The sequence below is a fragment of the Pseudomonas sp. ADAK21 genome (assembly GCF_012935735.1).
Classification (GTDB): Bacteria; Pseudomonadota; Gammaproteobacteria; order Pseudomonadales; family Pseudomonadaceae; genus Aquipseudomonas; species Aquipseudomonas proteolytica.
In genome coordinates this window covers 4,254,094-4,275,332 of the sequence record NZ_CP052857.1, presented here as the reverse complement: position 1 = coordinate 4,275,332, position 21,239 = coordinate 4,254,094, and the positions used below count along the sequence as shown (strand labels likewise).

Genomic DNA, 21,239 nt, shown 5'->3' with positions numbered 1-21,239 from the left:
TGAGGCAGGTGCAAGCCCCTTGCGCCTGTCGGGGCGAGCTCAGTTCGCAAAATTGGCAGGCCGGACTAAGCTTGGTCCCCAACAAAAAATATAACGAGCGCCGCCATGACCCATCCCACCGAGGCTTTTCGCGAACGCTACCGCGCCGCTGTCCACCCGCGCTATAACCCGTGGCTGCATGCCGGCTTTGTGCTCAGCTACGGTTTGCTCTGCATCATGCTGGCCTGGGGCAGCACCCAACAGATTCAAGCCTGGGAATGGCTGGCCGTGCCCCTGACACTGGTGTTCTTCAACCTGTGCATTTACCTCGTCCATCGCCACCTGGGCCATCACAAACACGGGCTTGCCAAGCTGTTTTATGCACGCCACACCGGTGATCACCACAGCTTCTTCACCCCCGGCCACATGACCTATGACAGCCCCAGGGACTGGCGGGTGATTCTGTTTCCGGCCTGGTTGATCGTGCTCCACAGCCTGGCCATCACCCTCCCCGCCTGGTGGCTGCTCAAGCAACTCAACCCGAACGTCGCCGGGCTGTTCGCCGGGTGCATGATCCTCGGTTACCTGCTCTACGAAACCTTCCATGCCTGCGAACACCTGCCTGCCGGGCACCCCTTGGCCCGCTTGCCATGGATCCGCCATATGCACCAACTCCATGCGTTGCACCACCGCCGCGAATTGATGCAAGGACGCAACTTCAACATCGTGCTGCCATTGATGGACTATCTGTTCGGCACGCTGCACTGGGAGCCCGTCTCAACCCCCTCCAAAGACTCTCGGGAAGCACCATGAGCCAAAAAATCCGTCATCTGCTGTTGCTGGTATTGATCGCCATCGTCGCCTTTTTGCTGCTGATGCCCACCGAGGTCCAGCCGGTCAACTGGGCCCCGCCCAAGGCTCCGTCCCTGCAAACGGGGCCCTATAGCGAGAACCAGCGCCTGAAGGATGTCCAGCGCATTGGCGCCCAGGACATCGCCGGGCCCGAGGCCTTGCTGGTGGATGCCCAGGGCTTGCTGGTCACTGGCCTGCATGACGGGCGGATCATCCGCACCGCGCCAGACAGCAAGACCCTGGAAGTGCTGGCCAACACCGGTGGCCGCCCACTGGGCCTGGCACTGCACCCCGACGGGCGCCTGATCATTGCCGATGGGATCAAGGGCTTGCTGGCCTTGGACGCCCAGCGCAGGTTGAGCACCCTGAGCACCAGCGCCAACGGCGTACCCTTCGGGTTTACCGATGATGTGACGGTGGACGCCGCCGGACGCTATGGCTATTTCAGCGATGCCTCCAGCCGCTGGGGCTATGGGCAGGATGGTGAGGCGGTGATCGAGCATGGTGGCGACGGTCGGTTGTTGCGTTATGACTTCAGCAACGGCCAGACCGACGTCTTGCTCGATCACCTGCAATTCGCCAACGGCGTGGCCCTGGGGCCAGATGAAAGCTATGTGTTGGTCAATGAAACCGGGGCCTATCGCATCAGTCGCTATTGGCTCAAGGGCGACAAGGCGGGTACCCATGACCTGTTTATCGACAACCTGCCGGGGCTGCCGGACAACCTCACCTTCAATGGCCGGGATCGGTTCTGGGTGGCGCTGTATTCGCCGCGTAACCCACTGCTCGATGGCTTGGCCGGCTACCCCGCGATACGCAAGATGATGGTGCGGGCGCTGATGGTGGTGCCCAAGCCCATCGAGCGCAAAGCCTTTGTGCTGGGGTTGGATGTGAATGGTCAGGTGGTGGCCAACCTGCAGGATGGCAGCGCGGGCAACTATTCACCCATCACCAGCGCCCGCGAAGAGGGTGAGTGGCTGTACCTGGGTTCGCTGAAGAACACCAGCATGGCGCGCTTGCCGCTGAAACTGGCATTGGCCTTGTAGGAAACGACGAAGCCCTCAAGGTCAATGCACGACTTGAGGGCTTCGTCGCCGGCAAGCCGGCGTCTACAGGATCAACGTACGATGGTCTGGCTGCAGATATGCCCCAGGCTGACGTACTGCGAAATATTGCCGCCTACGCCAACACCCGGGAACTCCTTGAGCTCAATGCGCCAGCCGCCCATGTTGAACCAGGTGCGCCAGTTGTAAGTCTGGCCGGACGAGCTGTCCGGGTAGACCACATTGAGATCGCCGGAGCAGGTGCCCAAGTCGACGTTGCCGGACGCCGCGCCGGTGACACCGGTCTTGGCCTCGTAGTCGACCCAGTGGTAGTTGATGGTGTTGTCGAAGCGTTTGTCGACCCGCAGCACCGGGGTCACGCCACGCAGCGGCTCACCGGTGCTGTCCGACCACTGGGTGCTCCAGCTCAGGCTGCGAGCAGCCTGGGTGGCCAGTTGCATGATCGAACTGGGGATACGCACCACGTTGTCGCCATTCACATTGCTCTGGTTCAGGCGCGGCGCCGAGCCAAAGGACAAGATGTATCGCGCCTGTGGGTTGAGCGCCACTGCCGGGTTGGCCCGCACCCGCACCTTGACGACGTAGCCCGGGGTAAGGCTTGGGTAGGTGGAGGTGTTGTTGGGCTGGATCACGACCCAGTTGTTGCCATCGAAGCGCTCGAAAATCCACTGCTCGCGTGTGCCCGCGCCGTCATCGCCGAGGAACATCCCCACGCCCTGGCCACGCAGCGAAGTGAAGTCGAAGTAATCGACATCGTTGACGCTGTCGAGGTTACCGGCCACCTGGTTCAGCGCATCCGGCAACGCGAACGCGGTTTGCGCGGTGTCATTGGGCTCGAAGGCGTCGATATTGCTGTCCACCGCCACGCCAAAACTGAACTGCGAGTTGCTCGCGGTGTTGGCCACCATGTACCAGTAATAATCGCCGGCGGGCATTACGCCGTTGAGGTATTCGTCGGCGCTGCCTGCGTTATCAGAGGTGCCCAGCAGCGTCAGGTTGCCTTGGCCGTCGTCATGGAACAGGCTCAACGACATATCGGTGCCGGCGCTCTGGTTCAGCAACTGGACCTGGATGCGCGCGCTTTGCGCCAGGTTGAAGTGATAGGCCACCTCCGCCCCGGTCTCCACGCCGGTCACGTTGTACAGGGTGTTGATATCCAGAGTCGGGAACAGGGGGGCAAAGGCTGCAATCGCTGCGCCTTGCAGTTGTTTCTCGCTCGGTTTTTGCAGCGCATCAACCACCGTATCCACCGGCGCGCTGCTGGCTGCGGCCTTGCTTGCCACCGCCTTGGCCTTGCCGGCCTTGGCCGCCTGGAGTTTTTGCTTGAGTTCGCCCGCAAGCTTGGACGACTCAACCTTGCCCCCCACTTTCAGCGCCTGGTCGACCGCATGCTTGACCGCCTGGGCGGACAGCTTGGCCGGGGCTTGCGAAGGGTACTGCTCGGCCAGGGCAAAGGCCGAAACGAAGCAGGAGGCCGCCATGGCCGCGCCCAGCATAAAGGCTTTTTTCGATTTCATTTTTTATCCATCCATAGTTAAAAAATTTGTGGCTTAGGTGCGCGGTGAAATCCGTTCACCTGGGATGGACTGTAGGATATGACTGTATGGATGTACAGTATTTTTTCAGATAAATGCGGGAAGGATCCGATCGCGCTGTGGGAAGAAACGACAAAGCCCAGGCGCTGCTGGGCTTTGGTTTGCTCGGCTACCACTTGCGCCAAACGACCCAGGTCGTCAACGCCATGAAATAGATGACCGAGAAGTAAAACGGCCACGTTGCCCAGCGCTTGAGTGCCAAGGGGACTGAGTCCAGCTCTTCCCTGGTCACCTCATTGCTCTTGATATGGGTTTTGGGCTGCATGAAAAAACCGATGAATATGCTCATACGCATGGTTCTATCGATACGTTTATTCCTCCCCCAAAAACGCTTGTTGCGTTGGACCGCCTTGTTCTCGCTGAAATAGCTTTCTATCTCTTCGAGCTTCTTATATTCGGCGTATAGGAGTAGCCCCACCGAAACAAACATTCCAACTGCCAGCGCTATAAGGATCAATGTGTACAACGACATGTTCAGATTCCTGCTGGCTTGTACAAAAGATCACCCACCTCTTCTCCAAAAATCCCTCCCGCAGTCCCCCCGCCGAACCCGCCAGCAGCACCACCGACAACCCCACACGCCAACCTCCCTTGCCCCTTCGTAACTACACCCAACACAATGTTGCAGGTGGACCGCGCGAGGCTAGCCCCTATTGACCCACCTGCTGCGGCCCCCAGAACCCCGCCAACCAACCTCCCCCCTTCCACATACCTCGCCCTGCTACACAACTCCCCCCGATCCTTCGTACACGCCTCCTTGATCTCCAACCCCGCCACCCCCACATCCAGCGCCAGCCCCACATACGTGCCATTGCCCAAAAACTTCGACGTCTGGGCAATGCTCTTGATGCGCTGGGCGTAACCCACAATTTCACTTTTATGCAGATAGCTCTTGGTCGAAATCCCCAGCACCTTTTTCAACGATTGATGGCTCTGCAAACTGGTACCAAACCGCGCCGCGCCTTGCAGTTGCACCTCCAGCTTGTTGAACAACACCTGGCGGTGGCGCACGAAGTTGTTACGGTCCAGCACGCCGTCCTTAAGCTGGCGATGCAACCGCTCGACCTCCTCCAGCGTGTGCCTGACCTCAGCCAGGTGCCGGCCCCATGCCGAGGTGGCGCTGCCTACGCCCAATGAGCTGTAGCCAAGCAGGCTTTGCAGCAAATCATATTGGCCGACCACTGCTGTCCCGAGCGCCGCGTCCTGTTCCAGGCCGCGGCGGATTTGCTCGGCGTGGCGCATCAACCAGGCATCGTTGAAGGTGCAGGCCATGCCGTAGTCGTCGGGAATAATCACCATCTGCCCTGGCGTGACCAGGCCGTGGCGCAAGTGCAGGTTCAACGCATCGAACTGCGCCGACAACGGGTGGTGGGAGCCCTTGAGCAAACTGGATTTCAAGCTGTGAAAATCTATGGTCCGGTCATTGATATACGCCTGCGCCATCGCCCGCATCCCTGATGCAATGAATAGGGCGTAGGAATATATGTAAGCAGAACGGGCCTGGCACAAGCCCGGGGATGAAAAACGGCTAGGGGATGAAGTTTGGGAAGTTGCCTACTTCTCAAGCACCGCAGACCTACAGAAACGACCGCGAACATCGCCCTGCGACAACCGCGTTTTTTTCACATTGGAAACGACAAAGCCCAGGCAGTGCTGGGCTTTGGAAAACTAGGCTACCACTGGCGCCAAACGTACCAAGACAGCACAGCCGCGACATAGATCACCGAGAAGTAAAACGGCCAGGTGACCCAGCACTTGAGTGCCAACGGGACTGAGTCCAATTCCTCTCTCGTCACTTCGCCACTTTTCACATAGCTGGCAGGCCATACAAAAAACTGCACAAACACGCCCATGCGCATGCTTTTATCAATCGATTTGTTTCGTCCCCAAAAACGCTTGTAGTGCTGCACCGTTTCGTTTTCGCTGAACTAGCTTTCCAACTTATCTAGTTTTTTGTATTCGACGTACAAGGTCAGGCCCAAACAAACATTCCAAATGCCAGCGCTATCAGAGTTGATTCATTTAATGACATGTTCATATTCTTGCGGGCTCGCCCTTTCAACGCCACACCTAAAACTATCTTGCAGGGTGGTCCCTGGTCTTTGATTACCACTTGCACCAAACGAGCCAGGCAGTCACAGCCAAGCCATATATCAATGACAAGTAAAACGGCCACAATACCCAGCGTTTAAGTGTCAAAGGAACCGAGTTCAATTCTTCCCACGTCACATCATTGCTCTTTACGTGAGTTTTTGGCTGCATGAAAAAGCCAACAAGTATGCTCACCCGCATGGTTCTATCGATGGCTTGGCCCCTACTCCAAAAACGCTTGTTTCGTTGTACCACTTCGTTTTCTGTGAAATAGCTTTCCAATTCATCTAGTTTTCTGTAATCCACGAACAGCTTTAACCCTAGGCAAATAAAAGGCATCACAAATAACAGGATAAGAATAAAGGTGCTTGCAGTCATCATTGCAGCCCTCCAAATTCATATACCAAATCGCCTACTTTTGCACCGACAATGCCACTACCTGCTCCCAAGGACGAGCCTCCGACTGCGCCCCCGACAATCCCACAAAAAAGCTCACCTTTACCTTTAGTTGCTAATCCAAGCACTATCCTGCACCCACGACGCCCTATTTCTGCACCTAGGACTCCACCTACCGCTGCCCCAGGCACCCCACTCGCCAGCCTCCCACCTTCTACATATTTGACCCTGCTGCACTTTTCGCCCCGATCCTTCGTACACGCCTCCTTGATCTCCAACCCCGCCACCCCCACATCCAGCGCCAGCCCCACATACGTGCCATTGCCCAAAAACTTCGACGTCTGGGCAATGCTCTTGATGCGCTGGGTGTAACCCACAATTTCACTTTTATGCAGATAGCTCTTGGTCGAAATCCCCAGCACCTTTTTCAACGATTGATGGCTCTGCAAACTGGTACCAAACCGCGCCGCGCCTTGCAGTTGCACCTCCAGCTTGTTGAACAACACCTGGCGGTGGCGCACGAAGTTGTTACGGTCCAGCACCCCGTCCTTAAGCTGGCGATGCAACCGTTCGACCTCCTCCAGCGTGTGCCTGACCTCATCCAGGTGCCGGCCCCATGCCGAGGTGGCGCTGCCTACGCCCAATGAGCTGTAGCCAAGCAGGCTTTGCAGCAAATCATATTGGCCGACCACTGCTGTCCCGAGCGCCGCGTCCTGTTCCAGGCCGCGGCGGATTTGCTCGGCGTGGCGCATCAACCAGGCATCGTTGGCGGTGCAGGCCACGCCGTAGTCGTCGGGAATAATCACCATCTGCCCTGGCGTGACCAGGCCGTGGCGCAAGTGCAGGTTCAACGCATCGAACTGCGCCGACAACGGGTGGTGGGAGCCCTTGAGCAAACTGGATTTCAAGCTGTGAAAATCTATGGTCCGGTCATTGATATACGCCTGCGCCATCGCCCGCATCCCTGATGCAATGAATAGGGCGTAGGAATATATGTAAGCAGAACGGGCCTGGCACAAGCCCGGGGATGAAAAACGGCTAGGCGATGAAGTTTGGGAAGTTGCCTACTTTTCAAGCACCGCAGACCTACAGAAACGACCGCGAACATCGCCCTGCGACAACCGCGTTTTTTTCACATTGATTTCACTGGCCGGCCACGCGCCGAACGCTAGATTGCCTGCCGACGTATCAGCAATGTAAGAACTCCCCAGGGTGAACAGTGTGGTTGACATGATCCAGGCCAAACTCCTCGCCGATCGGCGCCTGGCAAAACCCCTCAAACAACTGTGGCTGCGTTTTATCGCACTCATCGCCCTGTGCCTGGCGGTGATGGGCGCGATGCTCTGGCCTGCGTCACCGCAGAACCTTGGCATCGACAATCGCCTGGTCACTTCGGGGGCCCTGGAAGCTTGGCGCAATGGCAACCTGATCGTGCTGGTGCGTCATGCAGAACGCTGCGATCGCTCCAGCAATCCCTGCCTGGGCCCTCCAGATGGCTTGACCCGATCCGGGGGTATGGCGGCGACCGCAGTGGGTGCCGCATTCCAGACCCTGGGCATGTCCCACAGTGATGTGTTGAGCAGCCCTGCCACGCGCACCCTGCAAACGTCGCAGTTCATGTTTGACCACGCCCGCGTGTTACCTGACCGTTTGACCTTATGTGGCCCCGCCCTCGCCCATGATCTGCCGGCGCGCAAGGCCGCCGGGCGTAACCTGCTGCTGGTCACCCACAGCGAATGCATCGCCGACCTGGAGCGGGTGCTGGGTTATCCCCACGCCGATGGCGCCGAATACGGCAGTTCGCTGTTTGTCCAAGTCGGCAGCCACGGCAAGCTCAAGGTGCTCGGGGTACTCAACAGCCAGGACTGGGCATCAGCCTTTGGGCATCTTTAGGGGTAGCGCGCTCACCCCGGCAGTGGGATCACCCGCAACGGCCTGACGGACTTGTAGGAAAAGCTCGAATAGATTTCCTTCACGCATGGCAACGTCTGCAACACCTCGCGGGCAAATTCGCCAAACGACTCCAGGTCCTTGGCCACCACTTCCAGCAAAAAGTCATAGCGCCCCGACACGTTATGGCAGGCGACGATTTCCGGGATGTCCAGCAGTCGCTGTTCAAACGCCCGGGCGATTTCCTTGGAGTGGGTGTCCATCATGATGCTGACAAACGCCGTGACCCCGTAGCCCAGGGCCTTGGGCGAGAGGATCGCCTGGTAGCCGCTGATCACGCCGCTGTCTTCCAGATTCTTGACCCGACGCCAGCACGGCGAGGTGGTCAGGGAGACACGGTCGGCCAGTTCGGCAACGGTCAGGCGGGCGTTGCCTTGCAGGGCGTTGAGCAGGGCTTTGTCGGTACGGTCGAGTCCTACAGGCATGTCTTGCCTCGAATAGTTATTTTTATGGGTTTTCATCCTTTGCCGCCGGTTTTTCCCAGCAAAGTAGGCAACGTTCAGCCTCGGTTATGAGCATAGCATTGTAGGAAATAAGGAGAGTCCTACATGAACAACAAACACAGCGGATTCGGCTTTTCTACCCGTGCGATCCACTACGGCTACGATGCGCAAGACCATCATGGTGCCCTGGTGCCGCCGATTTATCTGTCGGCAACGTTTGCCTTTCCTACGGCCGAATACGGCGCGGGCTGTTTTGCCGGCGAAGAAAGCGGGCACTTTTACACGCGTATCTCCAACCCGACCCTGGCCTTGCTCGAATCACGCATGGCCACCCTGGAAGGCGGCGAAGCGGCGGTGGCGTTCAGTTCCGGGATGGGCGCAATTGCAGCAACGTTCTGGACCCTGTTGCGGCCCGGCGATGAGGTGATCGTCAGCCAGACGTTATACGGCTGCACCTTCGCCCTGCTGCACCACGGTATCGGCGAGTTCGGCATCAAGGTGCGTCATGTCGACCTGTCGGACCTCGACGCCCTGCGCGCCGCCCTCTCCCCCGCGACCCGCATGATCTACTGCGAAACCCCGGCCAACCCCAACCTACAATTGATCGACATTGGCGCGGTGGCCAAGATCGCCCATCAGCAGCCCAACATTACCGTGGTCATTGATAACACCTACTGCACCCCCTACCTGCAACGCCCGCTGGAACTGGGCGCCGATGTGGTGGTGCACTCGGCCACCAAATACCTCAGCGGCCACGGCGATATCACCGCCGGCATCGCCGTCAGTCGCCAGGACCTGGCGCAGCGCATTCGCCTGCAAGGCTTGAAGGACCTGACCGGGGCCGTGCTGTCGCCCCAGGACGCCTTTTTATTGATGCGTGGCCTCAAGACCCTGGCCCTGCGCATGGATCGCCATTGCAGCAATGCCCAGGCCGTGGCCGAGGCGTTGCAAGCTCATCCGGCGGTAGAGTCGGTGACCTACCCCGGCCTGCGCTCCTTCCCACAATACGAGTTGGCGGCACGTCAGATGAAGCTGTCAGGGGGCATGATTGCCTTTGAACTCAAGGGCGGCATCGCCACGGGCAGGCGCTTCATGAACGCGCTCAAACTGTTCAGCCGCGCGGTCAGCCTGGGCGACGCGGAGTCCCTGGCCCAGCATCCGGCGAGCATGACCCACTCCACCTACACCCCAGAGGAACGGGCCCAGCACGGGATTGCCGAAGGGCTGGTGCGCTTGTCGGTGGGGCTGGAGGACATCGCGGACCTGCTGGCCGATATCGAGCAGGCACTGGCGCATTGCGTCAAGCGCGCGCCGGCAAGAAAAACGGCGACGCACGCTGTGTAGCAGCGCGCTATTTGACCAGCCGGGTTTCCTTCGACGGGCGGTAGCCGAAATAGGCGCTGTAGCATTTGCTGAAGTGGCTGGGGGACACAAACCCGCAGGCCACCAGCACATCGACCTGGGACAGCTCGGTGTGCTGCAGCAGGCGCCGGGCCTCGGTGATACGCAGCTCCATGTAATAACGCTGCGGCGTGGTCCCCAATTGCTCGCGGAACAGGCGCTCCAACTGGCGCCGCGAGCGCCCGGCATACACCGCCAGTTGTTCCAGGGCCAGGGGCTCTTCGAGGTTGGCATCCATCAGGCGCACCACTTCGCGTAGCGGCGCACTCACGCAGATGTTTTCTGCGGGCTTGATCCGCCGGTAACGCGACTCCTCAAAGGCCAGGATATCTTCGATCCCTTCCACCAACGCCTTGTCGTGCAGGCTCTTGATCCAGTCCAGGGCCATATGGAACGCACCTGATGGGCTCGATGCACTGAGGCGGTCACGATCGATCACGTACGGCTCGCTACTGACTTGGGTGGCCTTGGCGATTTCCGTCAGGGCCGGGCGGTGTTCCGGGTGGATGGCACAGCGATAGCCATCGAGCACCCCGGCCTTGCCCAGGAACCACGCCCCGTTCCATAAGCCGGCAAGGATCACGCCCTGTTGCGCCGCGGCCTTGAGCAGGTCGATAAAGCTTTCGCTGGCTTTGAGCTGGGTGCGGTAGCCGCCGCAAATCACCAGCAGGTCGAGGTCGGCCAGCGCGCTGTGGTCCAGGCGTGCGTCCGGGCGAATCACCAAGCCCAGATCGCTGATCACCTCCTGCTCGTCCAGGCCGAAAGTGCGCGAGGTGAACAACCCCGGGCGCAGCAGGTTGGCGGTGATGAGGGTGTCCAGCGCCTGAGTGAATGCGGGCAGGGAAAAATGCTCCAACAACACAAACCCTGCGAGGACCAGGCGCGGTGCCTGGCCCGGGGTTTCATTCAGGTAGCGCAGGTTCTTGCCTTTCATGCCGCCGCTGAATTGCCGTCTTTCCATTATTGTTCGACCTGTCTGCGGGCGCCGGCAAGCCGGCTGCTACAAGGGCTTAGGGCTTGATGTTTTTCAGCTGGTTGAGCAGCTCGAGCAGTTGCTGCAATTGCTCTTCGCCGAACTGCTCCTGGATCTTCTGGTAGTTGCTTTCCATCCCCGCGCTCATCTCGACGAAGCACTGTTGCCCCTGCTCGGTGAGGTTCACGAACACGCGGCGCTGGTCTTCGCTGGACTTGCGCCGGCGCACGATGCCATCGCGCTCCAGGCGCGCCAACACCCCGGTCATGCTCGGCTTGAGGATGCAGGCCAGGTGCGCCAGTTGATGGCTTTCCAGTTCACCTTGCTGGCGCAGGATACGAATCACCCGCCACTGCTGTTCGGTCAGTTGGTGTTCGTTGAGCAACGGGCGGAAAAACGCCATGGCGGCTTCGCGGGCCTGCAGCAGCGTCAGCGTCAGGGAAGGTCTGGGAGTGGACATGGTTCACGCGCAAAAGAGATCGAAGCGTCGAAGCTTAGGGTCGCCTCCCCGGGCATGCAAGCCGGCCGCCACACAAACTCGTTAACCTCGACACGAATTATTTTTCAGACGCATAAATTACCTACCCATAATAAATATAACATGTTAACAATATGCCACTCCCTTGAGTGATCCGAAGGGCGATACCTACAAAAACAACAAAAGGAATCTGTCATGCATTTGCGCCTCCTTCCCCTGGCGGCCAGCGCCGGCCTGTGCGCTACGTTCAGCCCCTTGAGCGCCTACGCCGAGTTTATCCAGGACAGCAAGGCCAGCCTCGACCTGCGCAACTTCTATATGAACCGCGACTTTCGCCAGACCAACGCCCCACAGAACAAGGCCGATGAATGGGCCCAGGGCTTTGTGCTGCGCCTGGAGTCGGGCTACACCGAAGGCTTGGTGGGCTTTGGCGTGGATGCCTTGGGCGAATTGGGCGTCAAGCTCGACTCCAGCCGCGACCGGCGTGGCACCGGCCTGCTGGCGTATGGCGCCAGCCAGCAGCCTGTCGACAACTACAGCGAACTGGGCCTGACGGCCAAGGTGCGGGTAGCGAAAACCGTGCTCAAGGCCGGCACCCTGCAGCCGCAGTTGCCCGTGGCCGCCTACAACGACACGCGGCTCCTGCCCTCGACCTACACCGGTGAACTGGTCACGTCCCAGGACATTGCCGGCCTGACCCTGAACCTCGGCCGCCTGGAAAAACAGAACCTGCGCGACTCCTCCAGCAACGACCAAATGAGCTACGCCGGCGTCGACAGCAGCCACCTGGACCTGGCCGGTGGCACCTACGCCATCACCCCACAGTTGGCGACCACCTACTACTACGCGCAGATGCAGGATATCTACCGCCAGCACTTTATCGGCCTGGTGCACGACCTGCCGCTGGCCAACGGCATGAGCCTGCGCAGCGACCTGCGTTACTTCGACACCCGCGAGCAAGGCAGCCAAGCACTGCGTAGCGCCTCACGGGTGGACGGTGGGCGGATCGACAACCGTTTCTTCAACGGCATGCTGAGCCTGTCGACGGGGGCCCATAAATTCGGCCTGGGCTACCAGAACCTCTCGGGCGACGGCGATTTTGCCTACCCGGGCCTGGACCCCTACTCCGTCAACCTGGTGACCATCAACGTGTTCACCAAGGCCCAGACCGATGCCTGGCAGGCGCGCTACGACTACAACTTCGCCGCCCTCGGCCTGCCGGGCCTGACCTTCATGACCCGCTATGTGGATGGCAGCCATGTGCGGACCGCCAGCGTGCGCAATGGCCGCGAATGGGAGCGCGATACCGACCTGACCTACACCGTGCAGAGCGGGCCGTTGAAAAACGTCAATGTCAGGCTGCGTAACGCGACCCTGCGTTCGAGCAACGGCCTGACCAGCGATATCGACGAAAGCCGCATCATCATCGGCTACAGCCTGGCGTTGTGGTGATCAGCGCAGGCCCGCTTGGCGCAGGCGGTACTCTCCCGGCGTCATCTGTGCATAGCGCTGGAAAAACCGGCTGAAATAGGCCGGGTCCTTGAAGCCCAGTTGGTAGCAGATTTCATTCGCGGAACTGCCGGTAAACAGCAGCAGGCGCTTGGCTTCCTGCATCAGCCGTTCAAGCACCAGCCGCTTGGACGGCAGGTCGGCTATGCGCCGGCACACGTCGTTGAGCCGCGCTTCGGTGACGCCGATGGCTTCGGCATAGGCCGACAGCGGCCAGTGCAGCAGATAGTGGTCTTCGATCAGCTCATTGAAGCGATGGAAGATGCGCAGGTCTTCATGGCGCGCCGGGCGTGCTTCCAGGGAATTGGCGCTGAGCCTGAGCAAGCTGATCATGATCAACCGGGTCAGGCTTTCCAGGGCCACTGCGCGACCGGCGCCGGCGCTGTTGATTTCGTTGCACAGCTCGTCAAACAGCCACTCCAGCCGCTTGATTTCGGGCTGGAACTGCGGCGCCAGGCGGGCCAGCGCGACGCAGGCCGGTGGCACGTGCGGGCCGGGGGCAAGGCTTGGGTCGGCATCGATCAGCGCCCGCACCAGTTGCTGGCGTACGGTCAATACGTGGCCGTCGGCATCGGCTTCGGTGACAAACGCATGGGCCACCGTCGGTGGCGTAAGGAAGAACATCGGCCCGGATTCCAGGTACTGCTGGTCGTCGAGGTAGACCCGCACCGCGCCGCTCTTGACGTAATGCACCTGGAAAAACCGGTCATGGCGATGCACGGGCATATTGCGCCCGAAAAAACCCGCCAGGTTGCCGAGCCGGTCGTAATGCACGTCGGCATCGCTGTAGCGCTGGTCGTAGACCTGGCCGATGTTGATGTTGGGGATCGGTTTCACAGGCATCTCTTTATTGTTTTTTGCACCCGATGATTTTGCCATGCTTGACGGTAGTTAACATATTAATTATAACGTTAACACATTAACGAACTGCCTCCAGAGCAGTCGCCATCGCCAGGAGAAATCCATGAGCCGTACCCTGCATGATGTTGCCAGCGGCACCCTGTTCGGCGTCGCGCTGAACTACCAGGGCTTGCTGAACCAGCGTCTCGCTGAATTCGAACAGCCGCCGTACCAGAAGCCGCCGGTCAAGCCGGTGCTGTTTATCAAGACGCCCAATACGCGCAACGGTCATGACGGCGTAGTGCTTCATCCGGCTGGCCAGCGCCTGCAACCTGGCCCGGCGCTGGGCGTGGTGATCGGCAAAAATGCCAGCCGCGTCAGCGTGGAAAACGCCCTGGATTATGTGGCGGGCTACACCATCGTCAATGAATTCAGCCTGCCGGAAGACAGCTACTACCGCCCCGCCGTCAAAGCCAAGTGCCGCGACGGGTTCTGCGCCCTTGGCCCGGAACTGGTAGCCCGCGAGCAGATCGCCAACCCCCATCAGTTGAGCCTCAAGCTGTTCGTCAACGGCGAGCTGCGCCAGCAGAACACCACCGCCAACTTTGTGCGTGATATTCCCCGTTTGATCGCCGAGATCAGCGAATTCATGACCCTGCATGCAGGCGATGTGCTGATCACCGGTACGCCTGAAGGTCGGGTGGATGTGCAACCCGGCGACACCGTCGAAGTCGAGATCAGTGGCCTGGGCCGCCTGGTCAACCACATCCAGGCCGAGGAACAGCCATGAAACACGCGCGCATCCGTTTTGAAGGCCAGGTCCATCAGGCCCACGTCGAAGATTTCAATGCTGTGCGCCTGGCTGACGGCCGGTTGCTGGCCGAAGACCAGATCGAGTGGCTGCCACCGGCCACCGGCAATATGTTCGCCCTGGGCCTGAACTACGCCGACCATGCCGCCGAACTGGCCTTCGCCCCACCGACCGAGCCGCTGGCGTTCGTCAAGTCGCCGGGCACCTACACCGGGCATAACCAGGTCACCTGGCGCCCCGACAACATCGTCTACATGCACTACGAGTGCGAGTTGGTGGCGGTGATCGGCAAGCCGGCGCGCAACGTCAAGCGCGAAGACGCCCTGGAGTACCTGGCCGGCTACACCGTGTGCAACGACTACGCGATCCGCGACTACCTAGAAAACTACTACCGCCCCAACCTGCGGGTGAAAAACCGCGACGCCACCACCCCGGTCGGCCCGTGGATCGTCGATGTGGCCGATGTGCCAGATCCGAGCAACCTGACCCTGCGCACCTGGATCAACGGTGAACTGCGCCAGGAAGGCAGCACCCGCGACATGATTTTCGATATCCCCTACCTGATCGAATACCTGTCCAGCTTCATGACCCTGCAACCCGGCGACATGATCGCCACCGGCACCCCAGAAGGCCTGGCTGATGTGGTGCCCGGCGATGAAGTGGTGGTGGAAGTCGAAGGCGTCGGCCGCCTGGTCAACCGAATTGTCAGCGAGGCGGACTTTTTTGCCGCCGCCAAAGAGGCTTGAGCACCATGATCAAACATTGGATCAACGGCCGTGAGGTCGAAAGCAAAGACACCTTCATCAACTACAACCCGGCCACCGGCGAGGCGATTGGTGAAGTGGCCAGCGGCGGCGCCGAAGAAGTCGCCCAGGCCGTGGCCGCCGCCAAGGAAGCCTTCCCCAAGTGGGCCAATACCCCCGCCAAGGAGCGTGCGCGCCTGATGCGCAAGCTTGGTGAATTGATCGAACAGAACGTGCCCCACCTGGCCGAACTGGAAACCCTGGACACCGGCCTGCCGATCCACCAGACCAAGAACGTGCTGATCCCACGGGCTTCGCACAACTTTGATTTCTTCGCCGAAGTCTGCACGCGCATGGACGGCCACAGCTACCCGGTGGACGACCAGATGCTCAACTACACCCTCTACCAACCGGTGGGTGTGTGCGCGCTGGTGTCGCCGTGGAACGTGCCGTTCATGACCGCCACCTGGAAGACCGCTCCGTGCCTGGCCCTGGGCAACACCGCGGTCCTGAAGATGTCCGAACTGTCGCCGCTGACGGCCAACGAACTGGGACGCCTGGCCCTCGAAGCGGGAATCCCCAAGGGCGTGCTCAACGTGATCCAGGGCTACGGCGCCACCGCTGGCGATGCCTTGGTGCGTCACCCGGATGTGCGGGCGATTTCCTTTACCGGCGGCACCGCCACCGGCAAGAAAATCATGCAGACCGCCGGCCTGAAAAAATACTCCATGGAGTTGGGCGGTAAATCGCCGGTGCTGATTTTTGAAGACGCCGACCTCGAACGCGCCCTGGATGCGGCGCTGTTCACCATCTTCTCGCTCAATGGCGAGCGTTGCACCGCCGGCAGCCGGGTGTTTATCCAGGAAAGCGTGTACCCGCAGTTCGTCGCCGAGTTCGCCGCCCGCGCCAAGCGCCTGATTGTCGGTGACCCGCAAGACCCGAACACCCAGGTGGGCTCGATGATCACGCAAGCCCACTATGACAAAGTCACCGGCTACATCAAGATTGGCATCGAAGAAGGCGCAAACCTGGTGGCAGGCGGCCTGGAACGGCCGGCCAACCTGCCGGCACACCTGGCACGCGGGCAGTTTATCCAGCCCACCGTATTCGCCGATGTAAGCAACAACATGCGCATCGCCCAGGAAGAAATCTTCGGCCCGGTGGTGTGCCTGATTCCCTTCAAGGACGAAGCCCAGGCCCTGCAACTGGCCAACGACACCGAATATGGCCTGGCGTCGTATATCTGGACCCAGGACATCGGCAAGGCCCATCGCCTGGCCCGTGGCATCGAGGCCGGCATGGTGTTTATCAACAGCCAGAACGTGCGCGACCTGCGTCAGCCGTTCGGCGGGGTCAAGGGTTCGGGTACCGGCCGTGAAGGCGGCCAGTACAGCTTCGAAGTTTTCGCAGAGATCAAGAACGTGTGCATCTCCATGGGCAGCCATCACATCCCGCGCTGGGGCGTGTAACTGCATGAACGCTGTCTGTAGGAGCCAGCTTGCCGGCGATGCAAGCGACGCGTGCATTCGGATCGCCGGCAAGCCGGCTCCTACAACCCAACAAGAATAATGAAATCAGGAGAACGATCATGGGTGAAGTAGTCCTGGCGGCGAAAATCTGCCACGTGCCTTCCATGTACCTGTCGGAACTGCCGGGCAAGCATCACGGCTGCCGCGCCGCGGCGATTGCCGGGCACAAGGAAATCGGGCGCCGCGCCCGTGAACTGGGGGCCGATACCGCCGTGGTTTTCGATGTGCACTGGCTGGTCAACAGCGGCTATCACATCAACGGTGGCGAGCGTTTCCAGGGCACTTACACCAGCAATGAGCTGCCGCACTTCATCAAGAACATGGAGTACGCCTACCCCGGCTGCCCGGAGTTGGGCGAGCTGATCGCCGCCGAGGCCAACCTGGCCGGGGTGCGCAGCATGAACCACAACATCCCGAGCCTGGAGCTGGAATACGGCACCCTGGTGCCCATGCGCTACATGCACATGGATGTGCCCGAAGAACAGAAATTCAACGTGGTCTCCATCGCCGCCTGGTGCGCCTGGCATCGCCTGGAAGACAGCTTTGCCTTTGGTGCCGCCGTGCGCCGGGCCATCGAGAAGAGTGATCGCAAGGTACTGGTGCTGGCGTCCGGCTCTCTGTCGCACCGTTTCTCCGACGACCGCGAGGCCGAAGCCAACATCCACAACTGGACTCGCGAGTTCGACAAGCAAGTGGACATGCACGTGGTGCAGATGTGGCGCGAAGGCCGCTTCAAGGAGTTCTGCGCGATGCTCCCGGACTACGCCGAACACTGCTTTGGCGAAGGCAAGATGCACGACACCGCGATGCTCCTGGGTTTGCTTGGCGGGCCTGAGTACAACCGCCCTGCAGAGATCATCACCGAGCCGTTCGGCAGCTCCGGCACCGGCCAGATCAACGCCATTTTCCCGCTCTGAATACATGTGGGAGCTGTCTCGCCCGGCGAGACCGCTCCCACATTGAATCGCGCACAGAAGGAGGCTTTGCATGCCGCATTTCATCGCCGAATACACCGACAACCTCGAATCCCAGGCCGACCTGCCGGGGCTGTTTGCAAAGGTCCACCAGGTGCTGGGAGACAGTGGCGTGTTCCCCCTGGGCGGCATCCGTAGCCGCGCCGTACGCCTGGACACCTGGCGCATGGCCGACGGCAAGCACGACTACGCCTTCGTCCACATGACCCTCAAGGTCGGCCACGGACGTGACCTGGCCACCCGCCAGACCGTGGCCGAGGCGCTGTTCGCGGTGATCACCGAACACTTCGCCGCCCTGCAGGCTCAGCGGCTGCTGGCCCTGTCGTTCGAGATGATCGAGCTGCACCCGCAATTGAACTTCAAACAGAACAACGTCCACGCGTTTTTAAGCAACCAGGCGGGCTGACATCCATCGACTGAACGAGATCACCTGTAGGAGCGAGCTTGCTCGCGAAGATCGTCAACGATAACGCGTGCCTGCTGGATACCCGCGATGGCCTTGAGGCCTTGGCAAGCAAGCTCGCGCCTACAGTGGGTTCCATTCGCTTGACGGGGCAGTCTCGCCTCCACAACGGCCTCTCAGACAAAAAGTACAACATCATGAGCACAGCCAATACCGCCCACAGCGTCACCCTTGCCGAGCATGATCGCACCCACAGCACCGTCACCTGGCGACTGATGCCGTTGTTGCTGATCTGTTACCTGTTTGCCCACCTGGACCGGATCAACATCGGGTTCGCCAAGATGCAGATGAGCAGCGACCTGCACTTCAGCGACACGGTGTATGGCTTCGGTGCCGGCTTGTTCTTTATCGCCTACGCCCTGTTCGGCGTGCCCAGCAACATCGCCCTGGACCGCGTCGGGCCACGGCGCTGGATCGCCTGCCTGATGGTGGTGTGGGGCATCCTGTCCACCAGCATGCTGTGGATCGAAAGCTCCACCGGCTTCTACGTCCTGCGTTTTTTGCTGGGGGTGGCCGAAGCGGGTTTCTTCCCGGGGATCCTGGTGTTTCTCAACCGCTGGTACCCGGCGCGCCGCCGGGCGCAGATCACCGCCCTGTTCGCCATCGCCGTGCCCATGGCCGGGGTGATTGGCGGACCGCTCTCGGGGGCGATCCTGGAAAACTTCCACGACTTTGGCGGGATGCGCGGCTGGCAGTGGATGTTCCTGATCGAAGGCGCGCCCGTGGTGCTGCTGGGCCTGGTGGTGCTCAAGTACCTGCCGGACAGCTTTGAAACGGTGAAATGGCTGGAGCCCGCGCAAAAGCAACAATTGCGCGAACAGCTGAGCACCGAAGAAAAGCGCAAGTCCATCACCTCCTTCGGCGGCATCCTGCGCGACCCGCAAGTGTGGTTGCTGGTGGCGATCTATTTTGCGGTGATGCTGGCGGTCAACACCCTGGCGTTCTGGATGCCCACCCTGATCCACGGCGCCGGCATCGGCCGCGACAGCCAGGTCGGCCTGCTGAGCGCCGTGCCGTACCTGGCCGGCTGCTTTTTCATGATCGGCTGCGGACGCTCCTCGGACCGCAACCGCGAACGCCGCTGGCACTTGTGTGTGCCGCTGCTGATGGCCGCCGTCGGGATTGCCGTGGCCGGCCTGGCACCGGGCAATTCGCTGGTGGTGATGGGTGGCCTGATCGTCGCCGGTATGGGCGCCAGCGCCGCGCTGCCGATGTTCTGGCAACTGCCACCGGCCTTCCTGTCCAACTGCACCCAGGCCGCCGGCATCGCCATGATCAGCTCGTTTGGCAGCATCGCCTCGTTCCTCGCGCCGTACCTGATCGGCTGGATGCGCGACACCACCCAAAGCGCCAGCCTCGCCCTGTACGTGCTGGCACTGTTTATCGCCCTTGGCGGCCTGCTGGTGTTGCGCACCAACGCCGCCATCGTCAACCCTCAGTAAGAGACCCTCGTCATGCTCGATCCACAGCTCATCCTGCAAGCCGCCGCCCAGCTGGACCATGCCGAACGCAGCCGCGAACAGGTACGCCAGTTTTCCCTCGATCATCCGGACATCACGATCGAGGACGCCTACGCCATCCAGCGCGCCTGGGTCGCCCAGAAGATCAAGGGCGGGCGCAAGCTGGTCGGGCACAAGATCGGCCTGACCTCGCGGGCCATGCAGGTGTCGTCCAACATCACCGAACCGGACTACGGTGCGCTGCTCGACGACATGCTGTTTGAGGAAGGTACCGACATTCCGTTCGAGCGCTTTATCGTGCCGCGGGTCGAAGTGGAGCTGGCCTTCATCCTCGGCAAGCCGCTCAAGGGCCCCAACTGCACGATTTTCGATGTGCTCGACGCCACCGAGTGGGTGATCCCGGCCCTGGAGATCATCGACGCGCGCATCCAGCAGATCGACCCGCACACCAAGGCCACACGCAAGGTATTCGACACCATCTCCGACAACGCCGCCAATGCCGGCGTGGTCATGGGTGGCCGTGCGGTGCGCCCGACCGAGATCGACCTGCGCAAAGTTCCGGCGGTGCTGTACCGCAACGGCGTGATCGAAGAGTCCGGGGTCTCGGCCGCCGTGCTCAACCATCCGGCCAAGGGCGTGGCCTGGCTGGCCAACAAACTGGCGCCCTACGACGTCACGTTGCTGCCGGGGCAGATCATCCTCGGCGGCTCGTTTACCCGGCCGGTGGCGGCCAGCCCAGGCGATACCTTCCATGTCGACTACGACATGCTCGGCTCGATTTCCTGCCGTTTCGTCTGACCCCACGAGGACTGTTTCATGGACATGCCTATCAACCGCTTCAAGCAGCGGCTCAATAGCGGTGAAGCGCAAATCGGCCTGTGGCTCGGGCTGGCTGACGCGTACTGCGCGGAATTGGCGGCCAATGCCGGTTTCGATTGGCTGTTGATCGACGGCGAGCACGCCCCCAATGACCTGCGCGGCATGCTCGGCCAATTGCAGGCGGTGGCGCCCTACGCCAGCGAGGCGGTGATTCGCCCGGTGATCGGCGACACCGCGCTGATCAAGCAGGTGCTGGATATCGGCGCACAGACCTTATTGGTGCCGATGGTCGAAAGCGCCGCCCAGGCCCGGGAGCTGGTGCGCGCCATGCGCTATCCGCCCCAGGGCATACGCGGGGTGGGCAGCGCCCTGGCGCGGGCTTCGCGCTGGAACAGCATCGACGGCTACCTGGACCAGGCCGACGCGCAGATGTGCCTGCTGGTGCAGATCGAAAGCCTGCAAGGCCTGGCCAACCTCGATGCGATTGCCGCCGTCGAGGGCGTCGATGGAGTGTTTATCGGCCCGGCGGACTTGAGTGCGTCCATGGGGCACCGGGGCAATCCGGGGCACCCTGACGTGCAAGCGGCCATCGAGGACGCCATTGCGCGGATTCGCCAGGCGGGCAAGGCGGCGGGCATTCTCAGTGCCGATGAAAAACTGGCCCGGTGTTATATCGAGCTGGGCGCAGGGTTTGTCGCGGTGGGAGTGGATACCACGGTGCTGATGCGCGGGTTGCAGGGGTTGGTGGGGAAATTCAAAGGTACTGCGTCACCAGTCGGTACTGGTGGCGTGTACTGATCCCTTCCAAACACCCCAGGTGCAAAATGTGGGAGCGGGCTTGCCCGCGAAAGCGGTGGTTCAGCCGGCGA

22 protein-coding genes are annotated in these 21,239 nt (G+C 60.8%); 13 read left to right on the top strand and 9 right to left on the bottom strand.

Annotation, left to right across the window (positions count from 1 at the left end; genetic code table 11):
* Positions 1-105: 105 nt before the first annotated feature.
* Together HKK57_RS19485 and HKK57_RS19480 are read left to right on the top strand one after the other, a co-directional pair.
* A complete protein-coding gene (locus tag HKK57_RS19485; RefSeq protein WP_169390589.1) occupies positions 106-792 on the top strand; it encodes a sterol desaturase family protein in 687 nt (228 codons plus the stop codon).
* Positions 789-1,877 (top strand): SMP-30/gluconolactonase/LRE family protein, encoded by a 1,089-nt coding sequence (locus tag HKK57_RS19480; protein ID WP_070996396.1) that lies wholly within the window; start codon positions 789-791, stop codon positions 1,875-1,877. Before HKK57_RS19485 ends, HKK57_RS19480 begins: the two co-directional genes overlap by 4 nt.
* 71 nt (positions 1,878-1,948) lie before the next feature.
* On the opposite strand, the gene HKK57_RS19475 is transcribed toward HKK57_RS19480, so the two are convergent.
* The 5 genes from HKK57_RS19475 to HKK57_RS19455 all read right to left on the bottom strand — a co-directional run bounded on the left by HKK57_RS19475 (position 1,949) and on the right by HKK57_RS19455 (position 6,930).
* Positions 1,949-3,412: a hypothetical protein gene (locus HKK57_RS19475; RefSeq protein ID WP_169390588.1), complete on the bottom strand. Its 1,464-nt coding sequence runs from the start codon at positions 3,410-3,412 to the stop codon at positions 1,949-1,951.
* Positions 3,413-3,599: 187 nt separating this feature from the next.
* Positions 3,600-3,962, bottom strand: coding sequence for a hypothetical protein (locus HKK57_RS19470; protein WP_029293260.1), 363 nt, complete (start codon positions 3,960-3,962; stop codon positions 3,600-3,602).
* 2 nt (positions 3,963-3,964) lie between these two features.
* A complete protein-coding gene (locus HKK57_RS19465; RefSeq protein WP_169391215.1) occupies positions 3,965-4,933 on the bottom strand; it encodes a hypothetical protein in 969 nt (322 codons plus the stop codon).
* A 663-nt stretch (positions 4,934-5,596) separates the two neighbouring features.
* Positions 5,597-5,962 (bottom strand): hypothetical protein, encoded by a 366-nt coding sequence (locus HKK57_RS19460; protein WP_336604591.1) that lies wholly within the window; start codon positions 5,960-5,962, stop codon positions 5,597-5,599.
* Positions 5,959-6,930: a hypothetical protein gene (locus tag HKK57_RS19455; RefSeq protein WP_169390587.1), complete on the bottom strand. Its 972-nt coding sequence runs from the start codon at positions 6,928-6,930 to the stop codon at positions 5,959-5,961. The genes HKK57_RS19460 and HKK57_RS19455 overlap by 4 nt, the downstream gene beginning before the upstream one ends.
* A gap of 259 nt (positions 6,931-7,189) precedes the next feature.
* Here HKK57_RS19455 and HKK57_RS19450 point away from each other — a divergent pair, with 259 nt between their 5' ends.
* The gene (locus HKK57_RS19450) at positions 7,190-7,870 is read left to right on the top strand and encodes a histidine phosphatase family protein (protein ID WP_237150373.1); all 681 of its coding nucleotides are present in this window, start codon (positions 7,190-7,192) and stop codon (positions 7,868-7,870) included.
* An 11-nt stretch (positions 7,871-7,881) separates the two neighbouring features.
* Here HKK57_RS19450 and HKK57_RS19445 read toward each other — a convergent pair whose 3' ends face one another.
* Positions 7,882-8,352 carry an Lrp/AsnC family transcriptional regulator gene (locus HKK57_RS19445; protein ID WP_029294365.1) on the bottom strand — a complete coding sequence of 157 codons (471 nt, stop codon included), beginning with the start codon at positions 8,350-8,352 and terminating at the stop codon, positions 7,882-7,884.
* 123 nt (positions 8,353-8,475) lie between these two features.
* Here HKK57_RS19445 and HKK57_RS19440 point away from each other — a divergent pair, with 123 nt between their 5' ends.
* Positions 8,476-9,714, top strand: a complete 1,239-nt coding sequence (locus HKK57_RS19440; RefSeq protein ID WP_169390586.1) for a methionine gamma-lyase — start codon at positions 8,476-8,478, stop codon at positions 9,712-9,714.
* 7 nt (positions 9,715-9,721) lie between these two features.
* On the opposite strand, the gene HKK57_RS19435 is transcribed toward HKK57_RS19440, so the two are convergent.
* Both HKK57_RS19435 and hpaR read right to left on the bottom strand, forming a co-directional pair.
* Positions 9,722-10,732: a GlxA family transcriptional regulator gene (locus HKK57_RS19435; RefSeq protein ID WP_169390585.1), complete on the bottom strand. Its 1,011-nt coding sequence runs from the start codon at positions 10,730-10,732 to the stop codon at positions 9,722-9,724.
* Between the two features lie 49 nt (positions 10,733-10,781).
* Positions 10,782-11,204, bottom strand: a complete 423-nt coding sequence (hpaR, locus tag HKK57_RS19430) for a homoprotocatechuate degradation operon regulator HpaR (protein ID WP_029294359.1) — start codon at positions 11,202-11,204, stop codon at positions 10,782-10,784.
* 213 nt (positions 11,205-11,417) lie between these two features.
* Between hpaR and HKK57_RS19425 the strand changes: the two genes are divergently transcribed.
* Complete coding sequence (locus HKK57_RS19425; RefSeq protein WP_070995051.1) at positions 11,418-12,674, top strand: OprD family porin; 1,257 nt, start codon at positions 11,418-11,420, stop codon at positions 12,672-12,674.
* Here the strand turns inward: HKK57_RS19425 and hpaA are convergent, their stop codons facing one another.
* Entirely contained in the window at positions 12,675-13,574 is a 900-nt protein-coding gene (hpaA, locus tag HKK57_RS19420) for a 4-hydroxyphenylacetate catabolism regulatory protein HpaA (RefSeq protein ID WP_029294355.1), read from the bottom strand.
* A gap of 121 nt (positions 13,575-13,695) precedes the next feature.
* On the opposite strand from hpaA, the gene HKK57_RS19415 reads away from it, so the two are divergent.
* The 8 genes from HKK57_RS19415 to hpaI all read left to right on the top strand — a co-directional run bounded on the left by HKK57_RS19415 (position 13,696) and on the right by hpaI (position 21,168).
* Entirely contained in the window at positions 13,696-14,361 is a 666-nt protein-coding gene (locus tag HKK57_RS19415) for a fumarylacetoacetate hydrolase family protein (protein WP_029294354.1), read from the top strand.
* Complete coding sequence (locus HKK57_RS19410; RefSeq protein WP_169390584.1) at positions 14,358-15,128, top strand: fumarylacetoacetate hydrolase family protein; 771 nt, start codon at positions 14,358-14,360, stop codon at positions 15,126-15,128. The genes HKK57_RS19415 and HKK57_RS19410 overlap by 4 nt, the downstream gene beginning before the upstream one ends.
* 5 nt (positions 15,129-15,133) lie before the next feature.
* Positions 15,134-16,594: a 5-carboxymethyl-2-hydroxymuconate semialdehyde dehydrogenase gene (gene hpaE / locus HKK57_RS19405; protein ID WP_029294350.1), complete on the top strand. Its 1,461-nt coding sequence runs from the start codon at positions 15,134-15,136 to the stop codon at positions 16,592-16,594.
* A gap of 119 nt (positions 16,595-16,713) precedes the next feature.
* Positions 16,714-17,571 carry a 3,4-dihydroxyphenylacetate 2,3-dioxygenase gene (gene hpaD, locus HKK57_RS19400; RefSeq protein WP_029294348.1) on the top strand — a complete coding sequence of 286 codons (858 nt, stop codon included), beginning with the start codon at positions 16,714-16,716 and terminating at the stop codon, positions 17,569-17,571.
* Positions 17,572-17,641: 70 nt separating this feature from the next.
* Positions 17,642-18,034, top strand: coding sequence for a 5-carboxymethyl-2-hydroxymuconate isomerase (locus HKK57_RS19395; protein WP_029294346.1), 393 nt, complete (start codon positions 17,642-17,644; stop codon positions 18,032-18,034).
* A 194-nt stretch (positions 18,035-18,228) separates the two neighbouring features.
* Positions 18,229-19,533, top strand: coding sequence for an MFS transporter (locus tag HKK57_RS19390; protein ID WP_029294344.1), 1,305 nt, complete (start codon positions 18,229-18,231; stop codon positions 19,531-19,533).
* 12 nt (positions 19,534-19,545) lie between these two features.
* A complete protein-coding gene (hpaH, locus tag HKK57_RS19385; RefSeq protein ID WP_029294342.1) occupies positions 19,546-20,349 on the top strand; it encodes a 2-oxo-hept-4-ene-1,7-dioate hydratase in 804 nt (267 codons plus the stop codon).
* An 18-nt stretch (positions 20,350-20,367) separates the two neighbouring features.
* Positions 20,368-21,168 carry a 4-hydroxy-2-oxoheptanedioate aldolase gene (gene hpaI, locus HKK57_RS19380; protein ID WP_169390583.1) on the top strand — a complete coding sequence of 267 codons (801 nt, stop codon included), beginning with the start codon at positions 20,368-20,370 and terminating at the stop codon, positions 21,166-21,168.
* Positions 21,169-21,239: the final 71 nt, after the last annotated feature.

Excerpts from the sequence above, each read along its gene's own strand:
- HKK57_RS19485 (WP_169390589.1), top strand. The coding sequence starts at position 106 with ATGACCCATCCCACCGAGGCTTTTCGCGAACGCTACCGCGCCGCTGTC.
- HKK57_RS19440 (WP_169390586.1), top strand. The coding sequence starts at position 8,476 with ATGAACAACAAACACAGCGGATTCGGCTTTTCTACCCGTGCGATCCAC.
- hpaR (WP_029294359.1), bottom strand. The coding sequence starts at position 11,204 with ATGTCCACTCCCAGACCTTCCCTGACGCTGACGCTGCTGCAGGCCCGC.
- hpaA (WP_029294355.1), bottom strand. The coding sequence starts at position 13,574 with ATGCCTGTGAAACCGATCCCCAACATCAACATCGGCCAGGTCTACGAC.
- HKK57_RS19475 (WP_169390588.1), bottom strand. The coding sequence starts at position 3,412 with ATGAAATCGAAAAAAGCCTTTATGCTGGGCGCGGCCATGGCGGCCTCC.
- HKK57_RS19480 (WP_070996396.1), top strand. The coding sequence starts at position 789 with ATGAGCCAAAAAATCCGTCATCTGCTGTTGCTGGTATTGATCGCCATC.
- hpaD (WP_029294348.1), top strand. The coding sequence starts at position 16,714 with ATGGGTGAAGTAGTCCTGGCGGCGAAAATCTGCCACGTGCCTTCCATG.
- hpaI (WP_169390583.1), top strand. The coding sequence starts at position 20,368 with ATGGACATGCCTATCAACCGCTTCAAGCAGCGGCTCAATAGCGGTGAA.
- HKK57_RS19390 (WP_029294344.1), top strand. The coding sequence starts at position 18,229 with ATGAGCACAGCCAATACCGCCCACAGCGTCACCCTTGCCGAGCATGAT.
- HKK57_RS19395 (WP_029294346.1), top strand. The coding sequence starts at position 17,642 with ATGCCGCATTTCATCGCCGAATACACCGACAACCTCGAATCCCAGGCC.
- HKK57_RS19460 (WP_336604591.1), bottom strand. The coding sequence starts at position 5,962 with ATGATGACTGCAAGCACCTTTATTCTTATCCTGTTATTTGTGATGCCT.
- HKK57_RS19455 (WP_169390587.1), bottom strand. The coding sequence starts at position 6,930 with ATGGCGCAGGCGTATATCAATGACCGGACCATAGATTTTCACAGCTTG.
- hpaH (WP_029294342.1), top strand. The coding sequence starts at position 19,546 with ATGCTCGATCCACAGCTCATCCTGCAAGCCGCCGCCCAGCTGGACCAT.
- HKK57_RS19410 (WP_169390584.1), top strand. The coding sequence starts at position 14,358 with ATGAAACACGCGCGCATCCGTTTTGAAGGCCAGGTCCATCAGGCCCAC.
- HKK57_RS19445 (WP_029294365.1), bottom strand. The coding sequence starts at position 8,352 with ATGCCTGTAGGACTCGACCGTACCGACAAAGCCCTGCTCAACGCCCTG.
- HKK57_RS19435 (WP_169390585.1), bottom strand. The coding sequence starts at position 10,732 with ATGGAAAGACGGCAATTCAGCGGCGGCATGAAAGGCAAGAACCTGCGC.
- HKK57_RS19465 (WP_169391215.1), bottom strand. The coding sequence starts at position 4,933 with ATGGCGCAGGCGTATATCAATGACCGGACCATAGATTTTCACAGCTTG.
- HKK57_RS19425 (WP_070995051.1), top strand. The coding sequence starts at position 11,418 with ATGCATTTGCGCCTCCTTCCCCTGGCGGCCAGCGCCGGCCTGTGCGCT.
- hpaE (WP_029294350.1), top strand. The coding sequence starts at position 15,134 with ATGATCAAACATTGGATCAACGGCCGTGAGGTCGAAAGCAAAGACACC.
- HKK57_RS19415 (WP_029294354.1), top strand. The coding sequence starts at position 13,696 with ATGAGCCGTACCCTGCATGATGTTGCCAGCGGCACCCTGTTCGGCGTC.
- HKK57_RS19470 (WP_029293260.1), bottom strand. The coding sequence starts at position 3,962 with ATGTCGTTGTACACATTGATCCTTATAGCGCTGGCAGTTGGAATGTTT.